24 protein-coding genes and 1 pseudogene are annotated in these 25,132 nt (G+C 70.9%); 11 read left to right on the top strand and 14 right to left on the bottom strand.

The genetic code is table 11. The features are described 5' to 3' along the window. The first annotated feature begins 17 nt into the window (after positions 1–17). The gene (locus OHT52_RS14065; RefSeq protein WP_328720490.1) at positions 18–719 is read left to right on the top strand and encodes a DUF4232 domain-containing protein; all 702 of its coding nucleotides are present in this window, start codon (positions 18–20) and stop codon (positions 717–719) included. 65 nt (positions 720–784) lie between these two features. Here the strand turns inward: OHT52_RS14065 and OHT52_RS14070 are convergent, their stop codons facing one another. Together OHT52_RS14070 and OHT52_RS14075 are read right to left on the bottom strand one after the other, a co-directional pair. Further along, on the bottom strand, positions 785–2,632 hold the full coding sequence (locus OHT52_RS14070; RefSeq protein WP_328720491.1) for an NHL domain-containing thioredoxin family protein: 1,848 nt from the start codon (positions 2,630–2,632) through the stop codon (positions 785–787). Positions 2,633–2,705: 73 nt separating this feature from the next. Then, positions 2,706–3,182: a hypothetical protein gene (locus tag OHT52_RS14075; RefSeq protein WP_328720492.1), complete on the bottom strand. Its 477-nt coding sequence runs from the start codon at positions 3,180–3,182 to the stop codon at positions 2,706–2,708. A gap of 305 nt (positions 3,183–3,487) precedes the next feature. Here OHT52_RS14075 and OHT52_RS14080 point away from each other — a divergent pair, with 305 nt between their 5' ends. Then, complete coding sequence (locus OHT52_RS14080; protein WP_328720493.1) at positions 3,488–3,985, top strand: LURP-one-related/scramblase family protein; 498 nt, start codon at positions 3,488–3,490, stop codon at positions 3,983–3,985. Between the two features lie 271 nt (positions 3,986–4,256). On the opposite strand, the gene OHT52_RS14085 is transcribed toward OHT52_RS14080, so the two are convergent. Next, positions 4,257–5,069, bottom strand: coding sequence for a carbon-nitrogen family hydrolase (locus OHT52_RS14085; RefSeq protein WP_328720494.1), 813 nt, complete (start codon positions 5,067–5,069; stop codon positions 4,257–4,259). 212 nt (positions 5,070–5,281) lie between these two features. Between OHT52_RS14085 and OHT52_RS14090 the strand changes: the two genes are divergently transcribed. Next, complete coding sequence (locus OHT52_RS14090; protein ID WP_328720495.1) at positions 5,282–6,106, top strand: maleylpyruvate isomerase family mycothiol-dependent enzyme; 825 nt, start codon at positions 5,282–5,284, stop codon at positions 6,104–6,106. A 127-nt stretch (positions 6,107–6,233) separates the two neighbouring features. Here OHT52_RS14090 and OHT52_RS14095 read toward each other — a convergent pair whose 3' ends face one another. After that, positions 6,234–7,541 carry an MFS transporter gene (locus tag OHT52_RS14095; protein ID WP_328720496.1) on the bottom strand — a complete coding sequence of 436 codons (1,308 nt, stop codon included), beginning with the start codon at positions 7,539–7,541 and terminating at the stop codon, positions 6,234–6,236. Continuing rightward, complete coding sequence (locus OHT52_RS14100) at positions 7,538–8,221, bottom strand: GntR family transcriptional regulator (RefSeq protein WP_328720497.1); 684 nt, start codon at positions 8,219–8,221, stop codon at positions 7,538–7,540. Before OHT52_RS14100 ends, OHT52_RS14095 begins: the two co-directional genes overlap by 4 nt. Before the next feature lie 264 nt (positions 8,222–8,485). Between OHT52_RS14100 and OHT52_RS14105 the strand changes: the two genes are divergently transcribed. Together OHT52_RS14105 and OHT52_RS14110 are read left to right on the top strand one after the other, a co-directional pair. Then, entirely contained in the window at positions 8,486–9,385 is a 900-nt protein-coding gene (locus OHT52_RS14105; RefSeq protein WP_328720498.1) for a D-alanyl-D-alanine carboxypeptidase family protein, read from the top strand. Positions 9,386–9,516: 131 nt separating this feature from the next. Next, the gene (locus tag OHT52_RS14110; protein ID WP_328720499.1) at positions 9,517–11,544 is read left to right on the top strand and encodes a PA14 domain-containing protein; all 2,028 of its coding nucleotides are present in this window, start codon (positions 9,517–9,519) and stop codon (positions 11,542–11,544) included. 82 nt (positions 11,545–11,626) lie between these two features. On the opposite strand, the gene OHT52_RS14115 is transcribed toward OHT52_RS14110, so the two are convergent. Next, the gene (locus tag OHT52_RS14115) at positions 11,627–12,535 is read right to left on the bottom strand and encodes an NmrA/HSCARG family protein (RefSeq protein WP_328720500.1); all 909 of its coding nucleotides are present in this window, start codon (positions 12,533–12,535) and stop codon (positions 11,627–11,629) included. Between the two features lie 235 nt (positions 12,536–12,770). On the opposite strand from OHT52_RS14115, the gene OHT52_RS14120 reads away from it, so the two are divergent. Further along, positions 12,771–13,334, top strand: a complete 564-nt coding sequence (locus OHT52_RS14120; protein WP_328720501.1) for a TetR/AcrR family transcriptional regulator — start codon at positions 12,771–12,773, stop codon at positions 13,332–13,334. Positions 13,335–13,527: 193 nt separating this feature from the next. Here the strand turns inward: OHT52_RS14120 and OHT52_RS14125 are convergent, their stop codons facing one another. From OHT52_RS14125 to OHT52_RS14145, 5 genes are all read right to left on the bottom strand, one after another. Continuing rightward, positions 13,528–14,088 (bottom strand): DUF3618 domain-containing protein, encoded by a 561-nt coding sequence (locus OHT52_RS14125; RefSeq protein ID WP_328720502.1) that lies wholly within the window; start codon positions 14,086–14,088, stop codon positions 13,528–13,530. Continuing rightward, positions 14,085–14,582 (bottom strand): phage holin family protein, encoded by a 498-nt coding sequence (locus tag OHT52_RS14130; RefSeq protein ID WP_328720503.1) that lies wholly within the window; start codon positions 14,580–14,582, stop codon positions 14,085–14,087. The genes OHT52_RS14125 and OHT52_RS14130 overlap by 4 nt, the downstream gene beginning before the upstream one ends. Before the next feature lie 134 nt (positions 14,583–14,716). Next, complete coding sequence (locus OHT52_RS14135) at positions 14,717–15,310, bottom strand: phosphatase PAP2 family protein (RefSeq protein WP_328720504.1); 594 nt, start codon at positions 15,308–15,310, stop codon at positions 14,717–14,719. A 54-nt stretch (positions 15,311–15,364) separates the two neighbouring features. Further along, entirely contained in the window at positions 15,365–16,501 is a 1,137-nt protein-coding gene (locus tag OHT52_RS14140; protein ID WP_328720505.1) for a YihY/virulence factor BrkB family protein, read from the bottom strand. Positions 16,502–16,724: 223 nt separating this feature from the next. After that, positions 16,725–18,710, bottom strand: a complete 1,986-nt coding sequence (locus OHT52_RS14145) for a WD40 repeat domain-containing protein (RefSeq protein WP_328720506.1) — start codon at positions 18,708–18,710, stop codon at positions 16,725–16,727. A gap of 251 nt (positions 18,711–18,961) precedes the next feature. On the opposite strand from OHT52_RS14145, the gene OHT52_RS14150 reads away from it, so the two are divergent. From OHT52_RS14150 to OHT52_RS14160, 3 genes are all read left to right on the top strand, one after another. Continuing rightward, positions 18,962–19,462: a DUF1203 domain-containing protein gene (locus tag OHT52_RS14150; RefSeq protein WP_328720507.1), complete on the top strand. Its 501-nt coding sequence runs from the start codon at positions 18,962–18,964 to the stop codon at positions 19,460–19,462. Between the two features lie 104 nt (positions 19,463–19,566). Continuing rightward, a complete protein-coding gene (locus OHT52_RS14155) occupies positions 19,567–19,881 on the top strand; it encodes a DUF6980 family protein (RefSeq protein ID WP_328720508.1) in 315 nt (104 codons plus the stop codon). A 163-nt stretch (positions 19,882–20,044) separates the two neighbouring features. Continuing rightward, on the top strand, positions 20,045–21,190 hold the full coding sequence (locus tag OHT52_RS14160; protein WP_328720509.1) for an SMI1/KNR4 family protein: 1,146 nt from the start codon (positions 20,045–20,047) through the stop codon (positions 21,188–21,190). Between the two features lie 119 nt (positions 21,191–21,309). Here OHT52_RS14160 and OHT52_RS14165 read toward each other — a convergent pair. Both OHT52_RS14165 and OHT52_RS14170 read right to left on the bottom strand, forming a co-directional pair. Then, positions 21,310–21,474, bottom strand: a pseudogene (locus tag OHT52_RS14165) (DUF397 domain-containing protein); the annotation flags it as partial. 2 nt (positions 21,475–21,476) lie between these two features. Next, positions 21,477–22,355: a helix-turn-helix domain-containing protein gene (locus OHT52_RS14170; protein WP_328720511.1), complete on the bottom strand. Its 879-nt coding sequence runs from the start codon at positions 22,353–22,355 to the stop codon at positions 21,477–21,479. Positions 22,356–22,586: 231 nt separating this feature from the next. On the opposite strand from OHT52_RS14170, the gene OHT52_RS14175 reads away from it, so the two are divergent. Together OHT52_RS14175 and OHT52_RS14180 are read left to right on the top strand one after the other, a co-directional pair. Continuing rightward, positions 22,587–23,036, top strand: coding sequence for an ATP-binding protein (locus tag OHT52_RS14175; protein WP_328720512.1), 450 nt, complete (start codon positions 22,587–22,589; stop codon positions 23,034–23,036). Positions 23,037–23,125: 89 nt separating this feature from the next. Next, complete coding sequence (locus OHT52_RS14180) at positions 23,126–23,584, top strand: NUDIX domain-containing protein (RefSeq protein WP_328720513.1); 459 nt, start codon at positions 23,126–23,128, stop codon at positions 23,582–23,584. A gap of 83 nt (positions 23,585–23,667) precedes the next feature. Here OHT52_RS14180 and OHT52_RS14185 read toward each other — a convergent pair whose 3' ends face one another. Continuing rightward, positions 23,668–25,128: a dihydrolipoamide acetyltransferase family protein gene (locus OHT52_RS14185; RefSeq protein ID WP_328723734.1), complete on the bottom strand. Its 1,461-nt coding sequence runs from the start codon at positions 25,126–25,128 to the stop codon at positions 23,668–23,670. Positions 25,129–25,132: the final 4 nt, after the last annotated feature.

Raw genomic sequence — 25,132 nt, forward strand, 5'->3', positions numbered from 1 at the left:
CTTCCGGGGGAACCTCCATGCGTACGCCCGCCTTCCGCACCCGCGCCACCGTCATCGCCGCAGCGGCCACCGCCGCGCTCTCCCTGACCCTCACCGCCTGCGACGAGACCGACTCCGCCGCCGAATCCGCCGGTACACAGGCCGCCGGTACGGCGCTGAGCGGATCGGCGGCGCCCACCGCCTCGGCGGGCGCCGCACAGGACTCGGGCGCCGCGCAGGACTCGGGCTCCGGGCAGAACACGGGTGACACGAAGGGCACCGGCACGACCGGGGGCGGCGGGACGGAAGCCTCCGCCGCCACTCCCGCCTGCACCACCAAGGGCCTCACGATCAGCGCCGAGATGCAGGACGGCCCGCCCTACACCCACATCGTGCTGACCGCGGAGAACACCTCGGGGCACAGCTGCCTGATGCCGGACTTCCCCGAGATCCGGTTCCTGGAGAACGCGCTCGGCGCCACGCCCGCGGTCGCCAAGAGCAAGCCCGCCAGTGCCGTCGTGCTCACCGCCGGTGCCCCCGCGTACGCGGTGGTACGGCTGTCGGACGGCGGGACGGACGAGAACGTCAGGACCGCCAAGGACTTCACCCTCACCTTCCCGGGCGGCGCCGGCATGGCCACCGTGAAGGCCCCGAACTCCGGGGGCCTCTCCGTCGACCCGACGAAGTGGGCGACCGGCTACTGGACGCCCGAACTGCGCAACGGCGCCGACGAGTTCTGAGAGCCTGCCGGGCGGTCTCCGGCCGGGGGCGTCCCCCGGCCGCGCGCCCGGCAGACTCCCCGGGCTCAGCCCTGCTCGTCCATCCCGGCCAGCACCAGCGGCAGCCGGGCCACACCGCCCGTCGTCACCACGACCGGTACGCCCCAGTCCTGCTGGTGGACGTGGCAGGCCGGGTACTCGTTCGCCGGGTCGTCGTCGCAGGACGCCGCCATCGCCGAGACGTGCAGGATGCCCTCGGTGATCCCGTCCGCGAGGACCAGGTCGCGGAAGAGGTCCGTACCCGCGCCCGCGCCCTCGGCCAGCAGCTCCGGCGGGGTCGCGGAGACCAGCAGCCGTGTGGAGGGGCCGTACCGCAGGTCGAGCTTCTGACCGGCCGGCGCCTGGAAGACCACGTCCAGCCGGAGGTTCCCCGCGGCGACCTCGGTGGCCGCGCGCTGGGTGCGGTGCGCGCCGCCGTCGACCCGCAGGGCCTCCTCGGGCAGCCGCAGCCGGGTCAGCCGGTGCCCCGCCGACTCCACGACCACCAGGTCGCCGTCGACGAGCACCGCGTCGCTCGGCTCCCGCAGCTCGGTCGCGAGCGTGGTCACCTCGCCGCTCGCCGGGTCGAAGCGCCGCAGCGCGTTGTTGTACGTGTCGGAGACCGCCACCGAGCCGTCCGGCAGCGCCGTGACACCCAGCGGGTGCTGGAACAGCGCCTGGTCCGCCGCCCCGTCCCGGTGCCCGAAGTCGAAGAGACCGGTGCCCACGGCCGTGGTCACCACGCCCTCGCGGTCCACGGAGCGCAGCGCCGAGGTCTCGGCGTCGGCGATCCACAGCCGCTCCCCGTCGGTGGAGACCGCGAGCCCGGAGGGCTGCGCGAACCACGCCTCGGCCACCGGGCCGTCCACGAGGCCCTCGTTGGTGGTGCCCGCCGCGACCTCGACGGTCCCCGCCCCGGGGTCGTACGTCCACAGCTGGTGCACGCCCGCCATGGCGATCCAGAGGCGGTCGCCGAACCAGGCCACGTCCCACGGCGAGGAGAGGTCCACCTCGTGCGCCGGGCCGGAGGTCGCCGAGCCCTGCCACCACTGGTTGCCGGTGCCGGCGAGCGTCACCGTGACGCCGGTGGTGAGGTCCAGGGCGCGCAGCGCGTGGTTGACGGTGTCCGCGACGGCGATCCGGCCGTCCGGCAGCACGGTGAGTCCCTGTGGCTCGCTGAACCGCGCCTCGTCCCGGCCGCCGTCGGTGAAGCCGCGCTCGCCGGTGCCGTAGTGGCCGCGTACGGTCTCGCCGTCCGCCTCCAGCTCGACCAGCCGGTGCCGGGTGGTGTCCGAGACCAGGAAGCCGCCGTCCGGCAGCAGCAGCGCCTTGCCGGGGAACCGCAGGTGGGTCGCGACCGGCTCGGGCGCCACGTACGGCCCGTCCCCGCGCCGCAGCGTGCCCTTCGCCGCGTGCTCCGCCTCCAGCTCGTCCACCAGCTTCGCGATGGCGTGGGCGTGGCCCTCACCGGCGTGCTGGGCGACGACGTACCCCTCGGGGTCGATCACCACGAGCGTCGGCCAGGCGCGGACCGCGTACTGCTTCCACGTCGCGAGCTCCGGGTCGTCCAGCACCGGGTGGTGCACCCCGTACCGCTCCACGGCGTCCACGACGGCCTGGTGCTCCGCCTCGTGCACGAACTTCGGCGAGTGCACACCGATGATCACCACGGTGTCGCGGTGCTTCTCCTCCAGCTCGCGCAGCTCGTCGAGCACGTGCAGGCAGTTCACACAGCAGAAGGTCCAGAAATCGAGGACGACAATGCGTCCTCGCAGGTCAGCAAGGGTGTACTGCTGGCCACCCGTGTTCAGCCAGCCGCCCTTGCCGATGAGCTCGGGGGCGCGGACACGGGCACGGTGGGGCGCGGGGGTGGGCGCCGGGGCGGCATCGTTCATGCCTCAAGGGTGCCACTCGCGGCGGCGTCGCCGATCACGGGTGGTGGCACGGCAACACGGGCTTCCGACGGCCTCAGCTGCTGAGGAACACCTGGCACGTCCCCGACCGCTCGATGACCGCCGCGTACACCGTGAGCAGCTTCGACTCCTTCGCCCGGACGTAGGCGGGGTCCTCGTCCAGGGGGAAGCCCGCGTCCAGGACGCTCATCTCCACCGCGTCCGGGGTCTCCTTCCCCACGGAGACGAGCCGGCTGTCCCGGACGAAGGCCGGAACGCCGTCGCAGGGCATCGAGAACTCGACACGGAACGGGTACCCGTCCAGCGCCTTGAGCGCACCGTAGGTGATCTTCTCGGCCCCCTCGGGCAGGCGGACGCCGTAGTCGGACAAGGCTTCGCGCAGGTCGACGTCCGCGGTGTCCGCCGGAGACTCGTACGGAAAGGGCCCGGCGTGCTCGGCGGAGTGCAGCCCCTCCGGATCACAGGCGGTCAGCCCGCCGACCAGCAGCACCCCTGTGAACAACGCCGCTGTCCGCTTCGGACGGTGGATCACGTTCTCTCCTCGTGGTGTCCCGCGGTGCGTGACGGATCGGTACGGACGGGGCGTCGGACACGGCGTGTCTGTCCGGCCCTTCCTCACGACCGTGACTCCGCACGCCCGGTCCTGGTTCCCGTCGTACGCGAGGAGCGGGAAGACGTCGCCGGGACGGACACCCCTGTTCATGACGCGCTCATCCCTCGTTCACTCCGCCTCGCCGTTCGCCCGTCGCGCGGGCGCTCGCGGGTGGAGCCTCGGCACAGCCCGGCACCTCGCGCGCCCCCATGCATTCCGCGCGGCGCTCCGGGAACCTGTGCTGCATGAGACTTCTCGTACGCGAGCGACTGTTCGCCATCGGTGACGACTACTGGATCGAGGACACCGAGGGCCGCAAGGTGTTCCTCGTCGACGGCAAGGCCCTGCGGGTACGCGACACCTTCGAGCTGAAGGACGCGAACGGCCGGGTCCTCGTGGAACTGCGGCAGAAGCTGATCAGCATCCGCGACACGATGATCATCGAGCGGGCCGGCGAAGAGCTGGCCCGCGTCAAGAAGAAGCACCTGTCGCTGCTCCGCAACCACTACCGGGTGGTGATGGCGGACGGCACCGAGCTCGACGTCAGCGGGAAGATCCTGGACCGCGAGTTCGCCGTCGACCACGACGGCGAGCTGCTGGCCCAGATCTCCCGGCGGTGGCTCAGCATCCGTGACACGTACGGCATCGACATCGTCCGCGAGGACGCGGACGCCTCGCTGCTGATCGCGGTCGCGATGTGCGTGATCGTGCTGGCGGAGAAGGAACACGACAAGGACGACTGAGGGCTGCGGGCGGGGTGGTCTGCGGGTGGTGGTGCGGGGTGACGGTCAAGGTGCCCTCCGAGAGTTCCTGGTACGCCACGACCGTGCCGGTCGGGCCGGTGCGCGCACACTCGGGCCCCGCACGTCCTGTGGTCCGCGGAGCGGCCGGGCCGTTGCCACCCGTGGGCCGTCCCCGCACACGCGGGGCGGACTCTTCCCGCCCCGGACCGCTACCCGGCTCCCGCCCCCGAGTCGGCCGGCTTCACCGACCCGGACACCGCACCCTCGCCCCTCACCCCGCCGCCCCCGGCCGCTCCAACCCCAGCCGGCGGTCCTTCAGGGCCGGGAACCGCGCGCGGGTCTTCTCCACCTTGGCCGGGTCGAACTCGACGCGGAGGATCTCCTCCTCCGCCCCCGCCTCGCCGAGGACCTCGCCCCACGGGTCGACCGCGATGGTGTGGCCCGCCTGGGGGACGCCGCCGTGGGTGCCGGCGGTGCCCACGGCGAGGACGTACGCCTGGTTCTCCACGGCTCGGGCCTGGGCGAGGAGGGTCCAGTGGGCGCGGCGGCGTTCGGGCCAGCCGGCGGGGACGACGAGGGTCTGGGCGCCCGCGTCGACGAGGCCGCGGAAGAGTTCCGGGAAGCGGAGGTCGTAGCAGGTGGCGAGGCCCAGGGTGGTGTCCGGGAGGGGGACGGTGACGAGGTCCTCGCCGGCCCCCATCAGGGCCGCTTCGCCCTGGTCGAAGCCGAAGCGGTGGATCTTGCGGTAGGTGGCGGCCCGCTCGCCCCGGGGGTCGAAGACGAGGGACGTGTTGTAGAGGGTGCCGTCCTCGGCGCGCTCGACGAACGATCCGGCGTGCAGCCAGACGCCCGCCTCGGCCGCCGCGCGGGACATCACCTCGTGGGTGGGTCCTTCGAGGGGCTCGGCCTCCGCCGCGAACGCGGTGAAGTCGAAGGCGCCGACCGGCCAGAGTTCGGGAAGGACCACCAAGTCGGCCGGATTCGGACCTGACGCCTCGCCCGCTACGAGGGAAGCCACCCTCGCCCTACGGTAATTGACGGGTTCGTCCGGGTTTACCGCGATCTGGATGAGAGAGGCGCGCACAGTACCACCGTCCTGGCATTCGAGCCGTCAACACCGGCCTACGATCGTCACACGAAAGCACTGCCGGGGTGCCTGCTCGCAGCGTAACTTGGAACTTTCCGAAGGAACGAACCTCCCACGCAGCTCGCCAGACAGTGCCGTCAGTGCCGGCTCACCCGCCGGCAGTGCCTGCGTCTCCAGCCCATGTTCCGAAGAACCGCACGAGGGGTCCCGTGACCGTCCATCCCAGCCTCCAGACCTACGCCGACGCCTGGACCCACTCCATCGAGGCGATAACGGAGCTGGTGCTGCCGCTCGCCGAGGGGGACTGGAACCGTCGTACGCCGTGCCCCGCCTGGTCGGTGCGCGACATCGTGTCGCACATCATCGGCATGGAGTGCGAGCAGCTCGGCGACCCACGGCCGATCCACACACTGCCGCGCGACCTCTACCACGTGCGGAGCGACATGGCGCGGTACATGGAGATGCAGGTCGACGTCCGGCGCCACCACACTTCGCCCGAGATGACCTCGGAGCTGGAGTACACGATCATCCGCCGTTCCCGCCAGCTGCGGAACGAGTCGCGCGCCCCCGAGACGATGGTCCGGGCCCCCTTGGGTGCCGAGCAGACCCTCGAAGTGGCGCTGCACATGAGGGCCTTCGACGTGTGGGTGCACGAGCAGGACCTGCGCGTGGCACTCGGGCAGCCGGGCAACCTGGACTCCCCGGGCGCCCACGTCGTCCGCGACTGCCTTCTCGACGCGCTGCCGAAGGTCGTCGCCAAGGACGCGGGCGCCCCGCCGAACTCGGCCGTGGTGCTCGACGTGCAGGGGCCGCTGGAGTTCCTGCGGACGATCCGGGTGGACGCGGAGGGCCGCGGTTCGATCGACGGTTCGCCGTCGCTGGGTCCCGCCGTGACGCTGGCGACGGACTGGGAGACGTTCTACCGGCTGGCCTGCGGGCGGGTGCGCCCGTCGAGCGTCGCGGACCGGATCAAGGTCGAGGGCGACGAGGACCTGGCGGCGGCCATCCTGCACCGGTTCGCCGTGACCCCGTAGGAGTCCGTCACGGTCGCGGGCCTCGCCCTCGCCGCCGTGGCCGCCGCGCTCGTCGGCCGGGGTTCACCCGCGCGCGGCGGGCCACCCGCTCGGGCGGGTGGCCCCGTACGCCCCCCTCCGCCCGCGCTCACACGGGTACGTGCACCGCTTCGACCCGGCTGATCACGTGGTGCTCGCTCTCGCGCACCGCCGCGCGCTTCCGCAGGCGCAGGATCTGTACGAGCCCGAGCGCCTCCAGGAAGAACACCGAGGAGAACGCGACCGTGTAGTCGTCGCCCGTCGCGTCGAGCAGCACACCGACCAGGAACAGCGTGGTCATGGAGGCGACGAACCCGCCCATGTTGACGATCCCCGAGGCGGTGCCCTGGCGTTCGGGCGGGTTGGCGGGACGGCCGAAGTCGAACCCGATCATCGACGCGGGGCCGCAGGCGCCCAGCACCACGCACAACACGATCAGCAGCCACATGGGCGCGTGGCCCGGGTGGAAGATGGTGGCCGCCCAGAACAGCGCCGTCGCCCCGACCGTGCCGAGCGCGAGGGGCAGCCTGGCCGCGTGGTGGCGGGCGATGATCTGCCCGTAGACGAGCCCCACCGACATGTTCGCCAGCACCACGAGGGTGAGCAGGCTGCCGGCGGTGCCCCGGCTCAGCCCCTGGTCCTCCACGAGGAACGGCAGCCCCCACAGGAGCAGGAACACCATCGCCGGGAACTGCGTGGTGAAGTGCACCCACATCCCGAGCCGGGTGCCGGGCTCCCGCCAGCACGCGGCGATCTGACGGCGTACGTACGCGGCGCCCGCGTGCTCCGCGGGCGGGGGTTCGTGGCCCTCGGGGTGGTCCTTCAGGAACAGCAGCATCAGGACGAGCACCAGCACGCCCGCCGCCGAGCTGCCGACGAAGGTGGTCGTCCAGCCGAAGCCGTGCAGGGCGCGGGCGATGAACAGGGTGGAGACGAGGTTGCCCGCCATCCCGAAGAGCGCGGCGACCTGCCCGATCAGCGGTCCGCGCCGGGCCGGGAACCATCGGCTGCCGAGCCGCAGCACGCTGATGAAGGTCATGGCGTCGCCGCAGCCGAGCAGCGCGCGCGAGGCGAGCGCGGTGCCGTACGACGGGGAGAGCGCGAAGCCGAGCTGGCCCGCGGTGAAGAGGATCGCCCCGAGGGTGAGGACCTTCTTGGTACCGAGCCGGTCGACCATCAGGCCGACGGGTATCTGCATCCCCGCGTACACCAGCAACTGGAGTATGGAGAAGGTCGACAGGGCGGAGGCGTTGACGTCGAACCGCTCGGCGGCGTCGAGTCCGGCGACCCCCAGGCTCGTACGGAAGATGATCGCGACGAAGTAGACGGCGACGCCGACGCCCCATGTCCACACGGCGCGGCGTCCGCCGGGCGGGTCGCCGGGCAAGGAGAGGGTGGGTGCGCCCGCCGAACTCATCGGTCCTCACCCCGCACGAGCACCCTGACCCGGCCGACGTGCTGCCGGACAACGTGTGCGGCCTCGTCGGCATCACCCGATCGAATGGCTTCCAACAGCCGGCCGTGCTCGGCGATGTTGGCGGCGATCCTGCCGGGGTGCGCCTCCATCACGGCGACGCCCATCCTCAACTGCCGGTCGCGCAGCTGGTCGTAGAGGCGGGAGAGGATCTGGTTGCCGGCGTTGCGCACGATCTCGGCGTGGAAGCAGCGGTCCGCGACGGAGACCGCGGCCAGGTCCCCCGCCTCGGCGAGGGTGCGCTGTTCGGCCAGCAGCTCTTCGAGCCGGCCGATCAGCCGCGGGGAGGCGGGCACCGCCTTGCGGGCGGCGAACTCCTCGACCAGCAGGCGGGTTTCGACGACGTCGGCGATCTCCTGCGCGGAGACGGCGAGGACGAGGGCGCCCTTCTTCGGGTAGAGCTTGATCAGCCCTTCCACTTCGAGGCGGAGCAGCGCCTCGCGCACCGGGGTCCGGGAGACGCCGACCACTTCGGCGAGGTCCCCTTCGGTCAGGAGCGTCCCGCCTTCGTAGCGGCGGTCCAGGACCGCCTCCTTGACGTGGGAGTAGACGCGTTCGGCGGCGGGGGGTGGTTTGGGTTCCGCCCGGTGGGCAGCAGGGGACGCGGGAGGAGCTGCAGGCATGCACACAGCATAGATACAACATGGACGCATGAGGGGAGCCGTCCGCGATCCGGACGCTTCCCCGGCCCCCGGGACTCTTTCGCACCAGGCGCACCACCCGCCCCGGAGGCGGCCGGGCGGCCGACCCCGCGCGCTACGATGCGCAGCGCTCCGCACGCCGCTCAAACCCGTTCCGGCATCAGCACATCCAAGCGGCCTTCTCAGGAGTCTCACCATCAGCGGCTCCCATGCAGCCGCATTCCAAGGGCATTTGGAGCGTTTACCTTGAAATTCCGCATTGCGGGCATTCGTCGCACTTCTGTCGCGGCGACCGTAACCCTGACGGCCGGTGCCGTCATCGCAGGTGGGGCGCTCGCCACCACCGCGCAGGCGGCCACGGTTCCGACGCCCACCGTCGTCGCGCCCGGCGGGTTCGTGATGAACAACGCCAACGCCTCGACGCTCTACTCCAAGGGCGCCGACACCCGCCGCGCCACCGGCTCCACCACCAAGATCATGACCGCCAAGGTGGTGCTGGCCCAGAAGAACCTCAACCTGAACAGCACCGTCACGATCCAGAAGGCGTACAGCGACTACATCGTCGCCAAGGGCGCGTCCTCGGCGCACCTGATCGTCGGCGACAAGGTCACCGTGCGCCAGCTGCTGTACGGCCTGATGCTGCCGTCCGGCTGCGACGCGGCGTACGCGCTGGCCGACAAGTTCGGCGTCGGCACGACCCGCGCGGCCCGCGTGAAGTCCTTCCTCGGCAAGATGAACGCCGACGCGAAGGCCCTCGGCCTGAAGAACACGCACTTCGACTCGTTCGACGGCATAAGCAATGGCTCGAACTACTCGACGCCGCGCGACCTGACCAAGATCGCCAGCAGTGCCATGAAGAACTCCACCTTCCGCGCCGTCGTCGCCACGAAGTCGACGAAGCAGAAGGTCATCACGAAGAGCGGTGGCTACCGCTACATGTCGTGGACCAACACCAACAAGCTGCTGAGCAGTTACAGCGGCATGATCGGTGTCAAGACCGGCTCCGGCAGCAACGCCAAGTACTGCCTGGTCTTCGCCGCGACCCGCAACGGCAAGACGGTGATCGGCGCCGTCCTGGCCTCCACCTCCGAGGCCACCCGGACCACCGACGTGAAGAAGCTCCTGGACTACGGCTTCAAGAAGTAGTCCGGGCACCGTACAGGTGCCCGGGAAGGGGTCCGGCCGCGCGCGCTCCGTGCACCGGGCCCCTTCCCCCGCTCCGCCCCCGCCGCTTCCCCGTCGCCCGACGGCCCTTCTCCGAAAGGCTCCCTCCGCACGTGACCCCCTTCTCCCGCGTACGGCTGCGCACGGCCGCCGCCGTGTCCGTCGCGGCGACCTCCTGCACCCTGCTCTCGGCCGTCGGCGCCACCCCGGCGGCTGCCGCCGCGGTGACCTGCAAGACCAACTACTTCACGCGCACCTACTACGCGAACACCACGTTCGCCGGTACGCCGAAGAAGACCGACTGCGACAACGCGATGGACCAGAACTGGGGCTCCGGCGCACCCGTGTCCGGTCTGCCGAAGGACAACTTCGCGGTCCGCTACTCCGTCACCCGCGACTTCGGCTCCGGCGGCCCCTTCACCCTCGCCGCCTCGGCGCTCGACGGGGTGCGGGTGTACCTCGACGGCGTACGCAAGATCGACATCTGGAAGAACGGCTCGGCCACGGTGTCGAAGTCCGTCAACCTCACCGTCCCGTCCGGCAAGCACACCCTGCGCGTCGACTACGTCAACTGGACCGGCTCCGCCGCCGTCAAGTTCGGCTACGCGCCCCGCACGTCGAAGACGTACGACAAGGTCGAGCCGCGCACGCCCACCGGCGTGAAGGTCGTCCACGACACCGCCTCCGGCAAGGTGAAGATGACCTATCCGGCGAGCGTGGAGATGGACCTCGCCGGATACCGGATCTACCGCCGCCTGGCCGGCACCACCACCTACACCCTCGTCGCCTCGGGCGCGGCCACCAGTTACACGGGCCTCAACCCCGAGCCCGGCAAGACCTATTACTACGAGGTCCGTGCCGTCGACAAGGCCGGGAACGTCTCCACGGGCTCGGCCGACGTCCCCGTGGTCTCGCCGCTGATGACCACCCCGACCGGCCTCGCCGCGACGGGCACGGACACCGGCATCACGGTGACCTGGAAGCCGGTGGCGGGCGCGACCCGCTATCTGCTGAACCGCAGCGGCTCCGGAGCCGCCACCACCGTGTCGGTCACCGGCACCTCCTTCAGCGACACCACCGTCGCCCGGTCCGCCCAGTGGCAGTACCGGGTGGCCGCCGTGGACGGTGCGGGCCGCACCTCCGCCTACACCCCCGCGACCAGCACGGCCGCCTCCGCGCACCGCACGGTCGCCGCCCCGCACAGCCTGACGGCGGTCCCCGCCGCGTCCTCCGTGACGCTCTCCTGGCTCCGGGCGACCACCGACGGCTCGGTCTCCGGCTACCACGTGTACCGCTCCACGGCCCTGCCCGTGGACACCAAGGCCGCGCCCGTCGCGGACGTCGTCGCCTCGACCCTGCTCGCGGACGGCAGCCGCCGGTTCACCTGGACGGACGACTATCCGGTGGGCGACACCACGTACCACTACGTGGTCAAGGCGTTCGACTCCACCGGCAAGGAGTCCGCGGCCGCCGCGAACGTCACCGCCACGACCCTCCACGAGGACCTCACGCCCCCGGCGCCCGTCACCGGCCTGGCCGCCGAGGCGACCGACTACGGCGTCGAACTGCGCTGGAAGATCGACACCGAGCCCGACATCGCGCGCCAGCGGGTGCTGATCGGCGAACTGGTCACGGACGAGGAGGAGGGCACCTCGGTCTGCTACGCGGTGTCGTCCGCGTACGTCGGCCCCACCGTCACCTCGTACCGGGACGTCCGGCTGCCCGACGGTGAAGAGCGCTGCTACTTCATCGACGTCCAGGACACCTCCGGCAACCACAGCATGAGCGACCCGGAGGCCAACCCGGTCGTGACCGTCACCGAGCGGGATCTGACGCCCACCGTCGAGACCCCGGAGGGCACCCCGGTCACCCTCACCGCCGACGACGGCGCCGCCGGTGGCGTCCGGCTCGCCTGGCAGCCGGTCACCGGCGCCGCCGGTTACACGGTCGAGCGCTGGAACCCGGAGGCCGGAGCGTACGAGGAGATCTCGGCGGCGGGCACGCCGTACACGGGCCTCTCCTTCACCGACGCCGAAGCCGCCGCCGGCACCACGCACTTCTACCGCGTGGCCGCCCTCTACGCCGACGGCACCGCCTCGGTCCCGGGCACCGCCTGGGTGGTGCTGGAGCCTGCCGCGTGAGCTGATCACCGGACGGTACGAGCACCGGGCCCCCGCGCGGAGGATCGCGCGGGGGCCCGGTGCGTACGGGCGACGCCGGGCGTCAGGCGACGGCGCGCAGGTGTGCGCGGGTCCACGCCTCGAAGGTGGTGAGGGGGATACCGAGGGATCGGGCGAACTCGGGGAGCGCGGGCTGAGGGTACTCGTTGATGTGCGCCTGTCCGAAGCCCATGTCCGGCATCCCGGCGGCGACCGCCTCCTCCCCGGTCAGGTCGGGCGCGGTCACTTCGGTGCCCAGCCGGCGGGAGAGGACCCCGGCGATGTCCACCATGGTCAGACTGTCGCTCGCCAGCTCCAGCTCGACCCCGTCGAACCGCTCCGGCTCCGCGACAGCCGCGGCGGCTGCCGCGCCGATGTCCTCGACCGCGACCAGCGACAGCCGGGTGGCGGGCTTCAGAAGGCTCACGAGGCCGCCCTCGATCCCGCGCGGGAACATGATGCCCGCGTCGAGGAGGAAGTTCTCCATGAAGAAGCCCGGTTTGATCAGCGTCCAGTGGTCGAAGCCCGCCTCCCGCACCCGGTCCTGAATCCCGGCCTTCGCCGCGTAGTACGGCTCCATCCAGGCCCAGTCGCCCCTGACCCGGTCCGTGTGGCGCCCGGCACCGGAGACGGAGGTGTGCACGAACTGCGGCACCCCGGCGGCCCTGGCGCTCTCGATCAGATTGACGGCCTGTTCGACCTCACCTTCGAAAGCGCGTCCGTTCACGTCGGGCATCTGGACGGAGAAGACGGCGCGGGCCCCTGCGGCGGCCCTGGTCAGGGAGGAGCGGTCGTCGAGGTCGCCGGTGACCAGTTCGGCGCCGAGCGATTCGACGGCTCTCGCCCGGTCGGTCGCCGGGTCGCGGACCAGCGCCCGGACCGCGAAGCCCGAGGCGAGCAGGGCGCGGGCGGTGGCGCCGCCCTGCCGGCCGGTGGCACCGACGACCAGGACGGGAGCGGATCGAGTAGTCATGGTTCCCCTCGGGCGGTGACGCACAACCTGGGGCTGTGCCGAGTTCCGGGCCGGATCGGTGAGCGGCGGCATACGGCCGTCCTGTCCAAGGCCGACCACACCGCCGGAGGCGGAGTCGCACGACGCCGCGAGCCCGGCCGGGTACTCGATACGGACCCTGAGCGGCGTGGCCCGCCACTTATGCTCGGGTACGATACGGAGGGCCCCGCCACTTAGCAAGTACGGAGATGACTTCATGACCGCCCAGCGCGCGGACGCCCGGCGCAACTACGCGCGCATCCTCGCCGTCGCGGAGGAGGAGGTCGCCGCGCACGGCCGTGACGCGTCCCTGGAGCAGATCGCCCGGGTCGCGGGGGTCGGCTCGGCCACCGTGCGCAGGCACTTCCCCGGCCGGCGCGCGCTGCTGGAGGCGGTGTTCGGCGAGCGGATCGAGGCACTGTGCGCCCGCGCGGGCGAGCTGGCCGGAGCGGCGGACGCGCGCGCCGCACTGCTGGAGTGGCTGGGCGCGCTCACCACGTACGCCGCCTCCGCGCGGGGAATGGCCGACGCGCTCGTCCAGGAAGGGATGACGGGCGACCCGGAGCACGTCAACGCCTGTGCGGCGAAGCTCACCGGGGCGGCCGACCCGCTGTTGCGGCATGCCGCGCGGGCGGGCGCGGTGGCCCCCCAGGTGACCGTCGCCGACCTGGTCGCGCTGGTGACGGGCATCGCCCTCGCCACGGAACACCACCCGGACTCCGTCGCCGAGGCGCACCGGCTGCTCGGCCTGACGGTGGGGGGCATCAGCCCTCGGGGGTGAGAGGACGTGGCGTCCGATTCACGGCGACCGATCCCGCCCCGCGACACAGGGCGCCGGCCGGTGCCCGGCCGTCGGGCGCCCCCGGTGCCCGGCCGTCGCCCGAGGACGGCGGAGACCCGGTGGGGAACGGAGGGCGGGGCGGGCCGGTGACCCGGTCCGCCCCGCCCTCCGCGCCTCGGCGACTGTCGCCCGTTCAGCGCTTCCCGGCACGGCGCTTGCCGACCACCAGGAGCAGGCCGACGATGCCCACGGCGAGCAACGGCCCGCTTCGGCGGCCGACTGCGCGCTGAGCACGGCCCGCCTGCTCCGCGAACGCGTCCGGAGTCTTCGCCTCGACCTTCGCGGCAACGGCCGAGGCCGTCGACCCGAGCCGGGCCTTCGCGCGCATCGCCTTGTCCACCACCGGAGGCGGAAGCTTCTCCTGGGCGTCCCGGGCGATCCGGGCCGCCCGGTCCTTGGCGAGCGCCGCCTTCTCCCGCGCCCGGACCTTCGCCGTCCCGGCCTTCTCCCGCACCTGGGCCTTGGCGTCCATCGCCGCCAGCCGGGCCTGGACCTTGGCTTCCGTCGCCTTGCCATGGACCTGCGCCTTGGCGTCTTCGGCCTTGCGCTGGACCTGCGCCTTCACGTCCGCCTTCGCCGCCAGGGCTTCGACGGTCCGGCCGAGCTGCTCGCGCGTCGCTTCCGCCTCCACCCGCAGTTCTTCGGGGGTCAGGGGTTCGTCGTGCGCGGGCCGGGAATGGGGCATGTCGTTCATCGGTGCGCCTTCTCCTTGATCTCCGCCATGTCGGCCTTGACGTTGTCGATGGTCCGCTCGGGCTTGGGCGGGGTGGCCAGAGCGATCTCCTTCTTCCCCTTGACGGCGAGGAACGCGGCGACCGCCGCGAGCACCGCGCACACGACCAGCGCGGAAGCCCACACCGGAAGGGCGGTGGCCAGACCGGCGATCGCAGCGGCGACCAGGGACGCCAGCGCGAGGAAACCCACGGTGGCCGCGCCGCCGAACAGGCCGCCGCCCAGACCGAACCGCTTGCCCTTCTGCGTCATCTCGGCCTGGGCGAGGCGCATTTCGTCCCGTACCAGCTGTGACAGCTGCTGGGACGCCTGGGTCACCAGTGCCCCGACCGAGGAGTCCTCGGCCCGTCGGCCTCCTTCGGGGCCGGTGCCGCCGGCGCCGGTGGCGCGACCCTTGCCGTGGTCGGCGGCGTAGTCGGTGCCGTGCCGGTCGCCGGCATGCTCGATCGTGTTCATGACGCGCGCCCGCCTTTCCTCGCTGAGTCACTCCCCGAAAGGGAGTTCGTCTGCCGCATATGTACTGATTGTCATGAATGCATCTAGGAGGCGGGTACCCCGGGGCGTCCCCCGCATGCACGGTCGGCCGGCCTTCACCCTCGGAGCAGCCGGCTCCACCACGGCTTCGGAGCGCGGTGGACCAGCCAGGCACTCGCCAGTCCCAGGACCGCTCCGGCAGCGACGTCACTCGGATAGTGCGCTCCGGACTGCACCCGCTCGACCGCCACCAGCGCGGCGGGAACGGCACAGAACGCGCCCGCGACCGGGGAGACGGCGGCGACCCCCGCGGCGAACCCGACGGCAGCGGCGGTGTGGCCGGAGGGGAACGACGAACTGTCGGGCCGGTCGTGGACGCCGTCGTGCGGGATCAGCTCGGCAGGCGGTCTGCGACGCTCGTAGAGCCGCTTGCCCACGCCGTTGGAGAGGAACTCCGCGATCCCCATGGCGGCCAGTCCGGCGACCGCGGCCTTCCGCTGCCGGCCGCCGCCGAGCGCGGCCATGGCGCCGGCGGCGGCCCACCACAGCTTGGTGTGCTCGGCCGCCGACTCCACTGCGGGCAGCACCTCCCGCGTCACCGGCGACCGCCACCGCGCCACCCGGCGGGTCAGCAGGCGGTCACCCCGCCGCAGGGCCGCCGCCCCGACGAGAAGAGTCCGATCCGTGCCTTCGTCCGCTGTTCCGTACACCGTTGTCCCGTCCCTCTGCTCGTCAGGGGGCCCCGGGCTCCCGGGCCCCTGGATTCAGCCCAGCTTGCGGCGGTCCTCGTCGGACCACTTGGCGGTGTCGCGCGGCTCGACGTACGGCTCCTCGGTCTCGGGATGGCCGCCGACGATGGCGCGCTCCCGGCTCATCTCGGCGTCGAATTCGAGCCCGAGAAGGGTCGCCAGGTTGGTGATCCACAACCACACCAGGAAGACGATTACCCCGGCGAGGGCGCCGTACGTCTTGTTGTACGAGGCGAAGTTGGCGACGTACAGCGCGAAGCCCGTCGAGGCGGCCAGCCAGATCAACAGCGCCAGGACGCTGCCGGGAGAGACCCAACGAAATCCACGCCCACGGGCGTTGGGCGCGGCCCAGTAGAGAATCGCGATCATCAGCGTGACCAGCAGGGCGAGTACCGGCCACTTCGCGAGCGACCACACCGTCAGCGCGGTGTCGCCGACGCCCAGGGTGTCGCCCGCCCGGCGGGCGAGGGGGCCGGTGAAGACCACGATCAGCGCGCTGATCACCGCCATCACCATCAGGACCACGGTCAGTCCCAGGCGCAACGGCAGTATCTTCCACACCGGGCGCCCCTCGGGGACGTCGTAGACGGCGTTGGAGGAACGGATGAACGCCGCGATGTACCCGGACGCCGACCACACCGCAAGCACCAGACCCACGACGGCCATGAGAGAACCGATGCCGCCGTTGTTCTGCAACTGCTCGACGGCGTCGGTCAGCAGATCACGGGCCGGCCCGGGAGCGAGCTTCTTCACGTTGTCCATGACCTTCTGGGTGGTCGACTCCCCGGCGAGGCCGAGGATCGACACCAGCACCAGCAGGGCCGGAAAGAGCGCGAGGATCCCGTAGTAGGTCAGCGAGGCCGCCCGGTCGGCCAACTCGTCGTTCTTGAACTCGTTGACCGTCCGCTTCAGCACCGCCCACCACGAGCGCTTGGGCATGTCGGTCGGGGTGTCGGGAGCGTTGGCCTCCACCTCGGGGCCGGGGCCGGCGCTCTCCCCTTCCTCCCCGGCCGTGCCGTCGCGGGCGGTCTCCTCGCGGGCGGTCTCCTCGCGCTCCCCCGCGTCCGCCCGGGCCTCGGCGCGACGGCGCCCCGCGAGGTGGTGCCCGGCGGGTTCTTCCTGGTCATGAGGTGGTTCGGGAGTCGGTTCCATGACCCCACGAATGTCCGCATCGCGGAATCGGAAACGATTTCGCGTCCATTCCGGTGGGGGAGCCGGTCGCCGGGACGGTACGGCATCGCCCCGCCCGCCGGAGAAGGCGGACGGGGCGAACGAGACCGACGGGTCCACGGGGGCTTCGAAAGCTTCGGTACTCCGGGCCTCCGACGGGAGCGACGTCCGCAGGACGGACTCCCGCAGCGCGGCGAGCGCGCGATCAGTTGGTGACGTACATGTACTTCCAGGCGCTGTAGGCCGTCGAGTTCACGGCGTCACCGGAGTAGTCGGCACCCCTGATGTACGCGGACCGGATACGGAACTTGAATCCGACGGAACCCGCCCCCGGCTTGCCCAGGTTGACGATCGTCTTGCCCGCCGAGTCCAGCTTGAAGTACTGCGAGTCGCCGCTGCGCCAGGCGCCGGCGTAGTACACCTGGATGTCCATCCGCTGCTTGCGGCCCGGGTAGGCGTTGATCGCGGTGTGGAACCAGGGCGTCGACGTCTTGTGGACCCAGTAGTAGTTCGTCGCGCCGATCTTGCCCGTCTTGTAGTACTTGGACATGGCCGTGACGACCTTGGCCCGGCCCCCCGACCAGACCATGACGGTCTTGGCCGCGGTCCGCGCGTCGCCGTCGTACACGGCGTAGACGACCGAGTCCCGGTACATGGTCAGGGTGCCGGAGAGCTTGCCCGCGCTGTTGACCGTGCCGGACTTGAGCAGGTACTTGCCCTTGCCGTCCCCGGCACGGTCCGCGTAGAGCTTCACCGTGCGGTTCTTGTACGTCTTGCCGAGGACCGCGGTGAAGGCGACCGGCTGCCCGTAGGCGAACACCTTCTTGTTGTTGTTCACCGTGAGCGTGACCGCGGTCCGGGACACCGCGACGACGTCGGAGCCGCTCGCCGGGGAGTGCGTGGCGTCGCCCGCGTACGCGACCTTGTACGTCACGTTGCCGCCGGCCGAGGTGGTGTCGGCGAAGGAGAACGCACCGCCCGCCTTGGTGACGACCGCGGGCAGCACCTTGCCCTTGGGGTATTCGAGGTCGGTGCGCGTCACGGTCAGCTTGGTCCCGACGGGGATCGCCACACTCGCGGTGATCTTGCCGGTGACGGTCAGGGCCTTGCCGCGCGTCGCGGTCGCGGGCGCGTTGACGGTGAGCGTCGGGAGCGACCTGTTCGGGTCGGTGAGCACACGCAGTGTGTAGACGTTGTCGCTGTTCACCGACACGGCGAAGAGCCGACTGCCGTCGGGCGCCCACGTGAGGGCTCCGTCGGCCAGAGTGTCACCGCCGCTGCTGGCCCCCGTGTTGGGGAAGTCGTACTCACGGACGGGCGTGGTGGCGCCCTGCCGGTAGACGTGCACGTCCGGGCCGTACCAGGAGGAGGTACCCGCCGCGACGGTACCGTCCGGGGCGATGGCCACACCGCTGCCGTAGTCGCCCGAGGGGTAGCGGCCGACCTCGGAGAGGTCGGTGGTGGAGTACGCCGGGTGGGCGTACGGGTATCCGCTCGCCGTCACGACCTGCGTGCCGTCCGGCGAGACCGCGAGCTGGTCGAAGAAACTCCCCTCGACGGACTTGTTCGCGCCCAGGACCGCGGTCCCGCCCGAGACGTCGTACACCGCGAGAATGCCTGCGGAGGTGCTCTCCTCCCCTGCGACGAGCACACCCGAGTCGGGGTCCGACGCCAGCACGGGCGCCGTGTAGAACGAGGCGTTTCCGTCCTGGTCCAGGGTCACGACGGGCTCCGGGCCGGAAAGGTCCAGAGAACCGATCGCTCCGTCGGGGGCCGCGCCGTAGGAGAACCACAGCTTGCCTCCGGCCGGCGCGAGGTCGCGCGGTCGGTCGGCGCCGCCCAGGTCGTAACTCGCGCTCACCGTGTAGGTGGACGTCTCCACGGAGACGATCCGGTCCGCGCCCGCCACGGCCGCGTAGATGTGACCGGAGTCCTCGGAGAGCGCCAGGCCGTCCACGCCCGTCAGGCCGGCGAGCGTGGCGACCGCGGTGCCCGCGTAGTCGGTGACGACGATCTTGCCGGCTGTCGGGTCCGATATGTAGACCCGCTGGTGGACGCCGTCCACCACGACGTCTCCAGCGGACTTCAGGGAGAGAACCTTCGCGGTGTCGGCCGCGGCCGAACCGGCCGTCACGACGCTCAACGTCGCGGAACTGAAAAGAACCGCGAGCGCCGTCGCAGTCGTGATCACGCGTCTGCGCTTCTGTCTGCGCACCATGATCAAACCCCCCCGGGGTGAAGAAAGTGTGTAAGCGTTGCCGCTGACGCGCAGCCTATGCGACCCCTGTGACAACTGAGCACCGGTATACCGCGAGAGCCCCAACGATGTTCGTCACACCCTGCGAAACCGCAACCCCGTTGGCTGTGACGCTCGTTGGGGCCTGAAGGCCTGATGTCCGTTTTCCGCCGGCACTCCGGGTCACGCGCCGGAATCCTCGTCCCGTGAACACCACCTACGAAGTGCGGGCCATCGCCCCCACCGTCCTGGACCAGCTCCGCCGACGGGACGACGCGGGCCACACCCGGACCGCGGCCACCGACCCGGAGGGCGGCGCCCCACTGCGGTGCTGCCTCGGCCGGAGCAAGGCCGGCGAGCGCATCGTGCTCGTCTCGTACGCCCCGCTGCGCCGCTGGGCCCAGGAGACCGGCGCCGAACCAGGACCGTACGACGAATGCGGCCCGGTCTTCATCCATGCGGACGACTGCGGCGGCCCCACCTCCGGGGCCGGCTACCCGGCCGAACTCCACGGGCCGCTCCGCACACTTCGGCTCTACGACGCCCGGGGGCACATCCTCGGCGGACACCTCGTCGAACTGCCGCGCGAACGGGCGGGGGAGATGGACCACGCCCTGCGCGAGGTCTTCGCGGACCGGGCCGTGGCAGTGGTGCACGTACGGGCGGTGGAGTTCGGGTGCTTCATGGCGGAGGTACGGCGGGGGTAGCGCCTCGGACCCCGTGCTGCCGCGCGCGGGGGAGAAAGGATGCGGCAGATTCGGATCGCCCGGGTACCCTCACCCGCATTCCCGATGAGAGCGAGACCCGGACCGTGTCCGATCACTGCTGCGAGACGATGACCCGGTACGCGAGCGCGGACTGCGACCAGCACGACGACCCCTTCGCCTGCCCGGACACGCTGATCAGTTTCGACGCCCGGTTCCAGGAGTACGGGCTGATCATCCACGACGGGGGCACCTCGGCGAGCACCATCGACTTCTGTCCCTGGTGCGGACGACGCCTCCCGGAATCCCAGCGCGACCGCTGGTTCGACGAGTTGGAACGACTCGGGGTCGATCCGGGGGAGGACGAGATCCCCGCCGCGTACCAGAACGACCGCTGGCTCGCCCTCCCGTCGCGAGACTGAGCGGCGAACCGCGTCAGACGGACGGGTTGCAGTCTCCGGAGTACCGCAGGTTCGCATGCGTGTACTGGCCGCTCGAAGCTTGCCGGCCTGAACGCCAACCCGGCGGCACGGCCGGTGAGCGACGATCAAGCTGTTGTCAGCCGCTGGTTCTAAGGTCGGCCCTATGGCATCAGACAAGGTCCAGGACTCATGGACTCGCATCGACGCGTGGCTGCGCGAGCACGCGCCCCGCACTTTCGCCACGCTTGGGCCGCCTGCAGGCGGCGAGGAGATCGCAGCAGCGCAACAGGATCTGGGAGTCACCTTTCCTCCGGACCTGGTCGCTTCACTCCTCCGGCACAACGGGGCGCTGGAGGGACCTGAGGCTTTCCGCTTCAGCACGGGCGACCGGCTGCTCGGAGTGAGCGGAATCCTCGGGGACACCGGGTTCATGCGCGGCATCGACCAGGGCCGCGACGGGGAGACCGAGGACTACTGGCTCCACGATTACGTGAAGTTCGGTTCTTACGACGTGACGTCGGACGGTCTTCTGATGGATTGCCGTACCGGGCGGGACTCCTTCGGTGTGATCGGACGGTTCTTCGACGAGACCGGTTCCAGTTTCGGGCAGGCCGACTCGTTGGGTGAGTATCTGGCCGAACTGGCCGGCACGCTTGAGCGCGGCAAGGACGCTGGTGTCGTCACCTTCAACGGCCGGCTGTTCTGGGAGGCGTGTCCGCCTGCCAGGCCGCAGTACAGTGCCGACGAGCCCCTTCCCGCACCGGATGCGCAGCTGCAAGAGCTGGATCTGTCCTACAGTCCCACCGACCTCCTCCACGTGAGCCACCTGGACGGGCATGAGGAACTCGGTGCGTTGATCGCAGTTCTGCCGTACGAGCAGGTGGTCGACGCCGCGCGTAAGCAACTGCGCAGACTGGCGGTCGAAACGGGTCTGAACAACTACCCGGAGGTCAACGCAGCGCTGGACGCGTGGGAGTGCGGTGTGGCCCTGCCGCAGCCTGACCAGACCGGCCCGCTCGCCTTGCGACTCCGCGCGGTGCTCGCACAGGCCGACACCGGCCAAGACCACACGCGCAGGTGGGCCGCGGAGAAGATAGCCCTCGGGATCTGGGGGTCCCCGTACAGGTCCGTGTGCGAGAGCGCGGAGACCCGGAGCCACCTCACTCTCGACTGGCGCGCGGATCTGCATGCGGACCTGGGTAATCAGCCCCTGCCACCGATACCTGACGACCGATTCTGGGGGGCGCTGCGCAACCCCGCCATCGACTCCAGTTGGTACGCGGCCCAGTACAGCCAAGATCAGGACTGACCCCATGGGTTTCGGTTCCGCGTGCGTGCTTCATGTGGCGGTCATCGCCGGACGAAGCGCTCACTAAGGATCTTCAGCGCCGCCGCTCCAGCGTCAGGATGGCCTTGACGATGGACCGGGTCGGCGGCGAAGGCCGCCCAGGTGGCGGGGGCCACGACGAGGACGGGGCCATCGGGGCGCTTGGAGTCACGGACAGCCACGGAGCCGGGGACGTTGCGGGCCACCTCGACGCACTCGCCATCTCCGCTGCTATAGCTGGACTTGACGAAATCGAAGTGGGGCACAGCTACAGCTCCTTGCGAATACGCTCTATGAGAGCGATGGAATCGCGGGGAGCGAGTCCGCTTCTTGCAATGCGGCCGAACGTGACGTTGTGGCGGGTGGCGTCCGTCTCGCTCTCCAACCACAGCGTAGACGACGTGGTGTCCATGTAAACCACGTCCAACGCCCCTGGTTCGGCGAAGGAAACCACGCTGAATGCGCTGGTCATCCCCGGATGGGACCCCGCCAGGAACGGGACAACCTGCACAGTGACATTTGGCTCCGCCGACGCTTCGGCAAGGCGGGCAAGTTGAGTACGCATCACCTCGCGTCCCCCGACCAACTGGCGCAGCGCGCCCTCTCCGATGATGGCCCACAGCGCGAGGGGCTGATCATCCGCCAGACGAGCCTGCCGAGCCACCTTCGCTTCGACGAAGCGCTCGATCTCTTCCGGCTCCCGCCACTCAGCATTGCCCACCGCGAGGGCCCGCGCATAGTCCGGCGTCTGCAACAGGCCGGGAACAAAAGCGCCTTGCCAGGTGCGGATGCCGGTAGCGATGTCCTCCAGCGCCACGTACTCGACCAGCGACCGCAGCTCCGGATACTGGTTCCACCAGCCCTTCGCCTTGCGGCGCTCCCGGTCGAGCCCGGCCAGCTCCATCAAGCGGCCGACGAGCCTCGCGTCGTCGGCGCCGTAGAACTCGCACAGGGTGCGGATGTCCGGGTCCCGCATCGGGACCCATCCGCGCTCCATTTTCACGATCTTCGAGTTGGTAGCACTGATCGTCTGCGCGGCCTGCTGCTGTGTTTTGCCCGACGCGTCCCGCAGGCGAAGCAGCTCGCTACCGAGCCTTCGGCCCAGCACGGTTGAGGTCCGGTTCCCGAGTTGGGTTGCTCGATTCACAAGACAAGTGTGGCGGCCGGCCCAGTCCACGTCGACAACGATCCCCCGTTGGGGACAATTGTCTCCGTTTCACTTGTGCCCAGACTCCTGGGGTCGCTACGTTCAGTGCTCCACCGCTCGCTCAGCGGAGCCGCCCGGCGGAAGTGCACCGTCCTGCCCTGCGCCGGATACCTCCCGGCCCCGGCGCCGGCTCGGCATCGCCACCGCCCGTTTCCACGGAGGTACGTGTCCATGACGCCCGCCCAGGAAATCCCCGCCCCCGAACCCGTTCTCCATGAGGACGTGCTCAGCTACCCGCCCACACCCGGCAGCGTCCGGCGCAGCCGGCACAGGGCCGCGCGGCTCGTCGTGGAGTGGGGGTACGGCGACCTGGCCGACGATGTGGGCCTGCTGGTGAGCGAGTTGGCCACCAACGCGGTGCTGCACGGCGCTCTGCGGGGCCGCCTCTTCCGTGTGCGGCTCCTGATCACCGCGACCGCCGTGCGGATCGAGGTCAGCGACCCGCGGTCGGAACGGCTCCCCGACACCCGCGAGCCCGTCGACACCGACTGCTACGGGCGGGGGCTGCTGATCGTGGCGCACATCGCCGACAGGTGGGGCATCGAGCACCGCACGGTCGGCAAGACGGTGTTCGCCGAGATGTCCCTCGTACGCGAGTCCGGTCCCGCTCTGCTCCCGTAAGTCCACGCGAACCCCCGCGAGCCCTCGCGCACACCACCAGGCGTACCGGCCCCACGGCTCGACCAGCGTTCATGACGGACAACGCCGAGATGGATCGGCCGAGAATCCGTGTGGCCGCGTACGTGGTCAGACACCGCGCGACCCCCGAACTCCTGGTCTTCGACCACGTGGGTGTCCCGGAGGCGGGCACCCAAGTCCCTGCCGGCGGGGTCGGGGCGGGCGCAGGACTGGAGGAAGCGGTCCTCCGGGAAGTCGCCGAGGAAACAGGTCTGTCGACGGCGACGGTGGTGGGGCGAATCGCCGTGGAGGACAAGCCTCACCCCGACACGGGACAGCCGCGTCGGACCAGCTTCTTCTCACTTCAGGTACCCGCCGACACCCCGGATGTCCGGGAACACCACGTGCACGGCGACGGGGGTGATGCCGGCCTCGTGTTCCGCTGCCGGTTCCTCGCGCTTCCCCTCCGGCAGCCGCTCGCCGACGATCAGGACGTCTGGCTCGACCGCGTCGACCCGCGCTGGACCGCCGTCACCAGGAAGCCCCGGTAGCGCCTCCCCCGGGGGCGCCCCCGGAAGCAGAGGTGGGCCCGCACACTGCTGCGTGCGGGCCCACCTCTTACATGTATGAGCGGTCAGGCCCAGGTGATCAGGCGCTTCGGCTGTTCCAGGATCGCGGCGATGTCCGCCAGGAACCTCGAACCGAGCTCACCGTCGATGAGTCGGTGGTCGAACGACAGGGCCAGCGTGGTGACCTGACGGGGCTTCACCTTGCCCTTGTGGACCCACGGCTGGAGCTTGATCGCGCCGATCGCGAGGATCGCCGACTCGCCCGGGTTGAGGATGGGCGTGCCGGTGTCGACGCCGAAGACGCCCACGTTGGTGAGGGTGAGCGTGCCGCCCGCCATCGCCGCCGGGGAGGTCTTGCCCTCGCGGGCGGTGGAGATCAACTCGGCCAGTGCCGAACCGAGTTCGGGCAGGGTCATGTCCTGCGCGTCCTTGATGTTCGGCACGATCAGTCCGCGCGGGGTGGCGGCGGCGATGCCCAGGTTCACGTAGTGCTTCTGGACGATCTCCTGGTTGGCCTCGTCCCAGGCGGCGTTGACGCCCGGGTTCCGCCTGACCGCGACGAGGACGGCCTTCGCGATGAGGAGCAGCGGGTTGACCCGGACCCCGGCGAGGTCCTTGTCCTCCTTGAGCTCCGCGACGAGCTTCATCGTGCGGGTGATGTCGACCGTGACGAACTCGGTGACGTGCGGCGCGGTGAAGGCGCTGGTGACCATCGCCTGGGCGATGGCCTTCCGCACCCCCTTGACGGGGATGCGGGTCTCCCGCGCACCCGGCACCTGCGCCACCGGCCGCGGCGCCTCGGCCGGAGCGCCGTAGTACGTTCCGGTGTCGTACGGCGCGTGCTCGTCGAGCGCTTCCGCCACGGCGGGGGCAACGCCCGCCGGGGGCGCCGGCGGAGCGGCGGCGGCGTGCACGTCCTCGCGGGTGATGACACCGTCCGGGCCGGTCGGGGTGACCGAGGCCAGGTCGATGCCGAGGTCCTTGGCGAGCTTGCGGACCGGGGGCTTGGCCAGCGGGCGGCTCTTCGCCACCGCCTGTGCGGCACCGGCGCCCTGGCCGTTCAGCTCGCCCTGGATCGCCTGGAGCGCGGCAGCCGCCGGCTGCTCGGCGCCCTTGCGCGGGCGGCGCTTGGTGGAACCCTCGGAGACGCCGTAACCGACCAGCACGGACTGCCGGCCCTTGGGCGCCTCCTCCGGAGCGGCGGCAGCCGCCTCGGGCTCCGCCGGAGCGGTCACCGCTTCCTGCACGGGTGCGTCGGCGGCCGATCCGGGCGCCACGTCCACCGAGATGATCACCTGGCCCACGTCGACCGTGGTGCCCTCGGGGAAGCGCAGCTCGTGCACCACCCCGTCGAACGGGATCGGCAGCTCCACCGCCGCCTTGGCGGTCTCCACCTCGCACACGACCTGGCCGTCGGTGACGGTGTCGCCGGGCTGGACGAACCACTTGAGGATCTCCGCCTCGGTGAGTCCCTCGCCCACGTCGGGCATCTTGAACTCGCGGAAACGAACCGATGTGTCGGTCATCGTC

Origin of the sequence: Streptomyces sp. NBC_00247 (genome assembly GCF_036188265.1) — a bacterium.
Lineage (GTDB): Bacteria > Actinomycetota > Actinomycetes > Streptomycetales > Streptomycetaceae > Streptomyces.

What these genes read in the sequence shown, in the direction of transcription:
- OHT52_RS14065 (WP_328720490.1), top strand. Translation starts at nt 18, where the DNA reads ATGCGTACGCCCGCCTTCCGCACCCGCGCCACCGTCATCGCCGCAGCG.
- OHT52_RS14070 (WP_328720491.1), bottom strand. Translation starts at nt 2,632, where the DNA reads ATGAACGATGCCGCCCCGGCGCCCACCCCCGCGCCCCACCGTGCCCGT.
- OHT52_RS14080 (WP_328720493.1), top strand. Translation starts at nt 3,488, where the DNA reads ATGAGACTTCTCGTACGCGAGCGACTGTTCGCCATCGGTGACGACTAC.
- OHT52_RS14095 (WP_328720496.1), bottom strand. Translation starts at nt 7,541, where the DNA reads ATGAGTTCGGCGGGCGCACCCACCCTCTCCTTGCCCGGCGACCCGCCC.
- OHT52_RS14100 (WP_328720497.1), bottom strand. Translation starts at nt 8,221, where the DNA reads ATGCCTGCAGCTCCTCCCGCGTCCCCTGCTGCCCACCGGGCGGAACCC.
- OHT52_RS14115 (WP_328720500.1), bottom strand. Translation starts at nt 12,535, where the DNA reads ATGACTACTCGATCCGCTCCCGTCCTGGTCGTCGGTGCCACCGGCCGG.
- OHT52_RS14120 (WP_328720501.1), top strand. Translation starts at nt 12,771, where the DNA reads ATGACCGCCCAGCGCGCGGACGCCCGGCGCAACTACGCGCGCATCCTC.
- OHT52_RS14125 (WP_328720502.1), bottom strand. Translation starts at nt 14,088, where the DNA reads ATGAACGACATGCCCCATTCCCGGCCCGCGCACGACGAACCCCTGACC.
- OHT52_RS14130 (WP_328720503.1), bottom strand. Translation starts at nt 14,582, where the DNA reads ATGAACACGATCGAGCATGCCGGCGACCGGCACGGCACCGACTACGCC.
- OHT52_RS14140 (WP_328720505.1), bottom strand. Translation starts at nt 16,501, where the DNA reads ATGGAACCGACTCCCGAACCACCTCATGACCAGGAAGAACCCGCCGGG.
- OHT52_RS14160 (WP_328720509.1), top strand. Translation starts at nt 20,045, where the DNA reads ATGGCATCAGACAAGGTCCAGGACTCATGGACTCGCATCGACGCGTGG.
- OHT52_RS14175 (WP_328720512.1), top strand. Translation starts at nt 22,587, where the DNA reads ATGACGCCCGCCCAGGAAATCCCCGCCCCCGAACCCGTTCTCCATGAG.
- OHT52_RS14180 (WP_328720513.1), top strand. Translation starts at nt 23,126, where the DNA reads ATGGATCGGCCGAGAATCCGTGTGGCCGCGTACGTGGTCAGACACCGC.
- OHT52_RS14185 (WP_328723734.1), bottom strand. Translation starts at nt 25,128, where the DNA reads ATGACCGACACATCGGTTCGTTTCCGCGAGTTCAAGATGCCCGACGTG.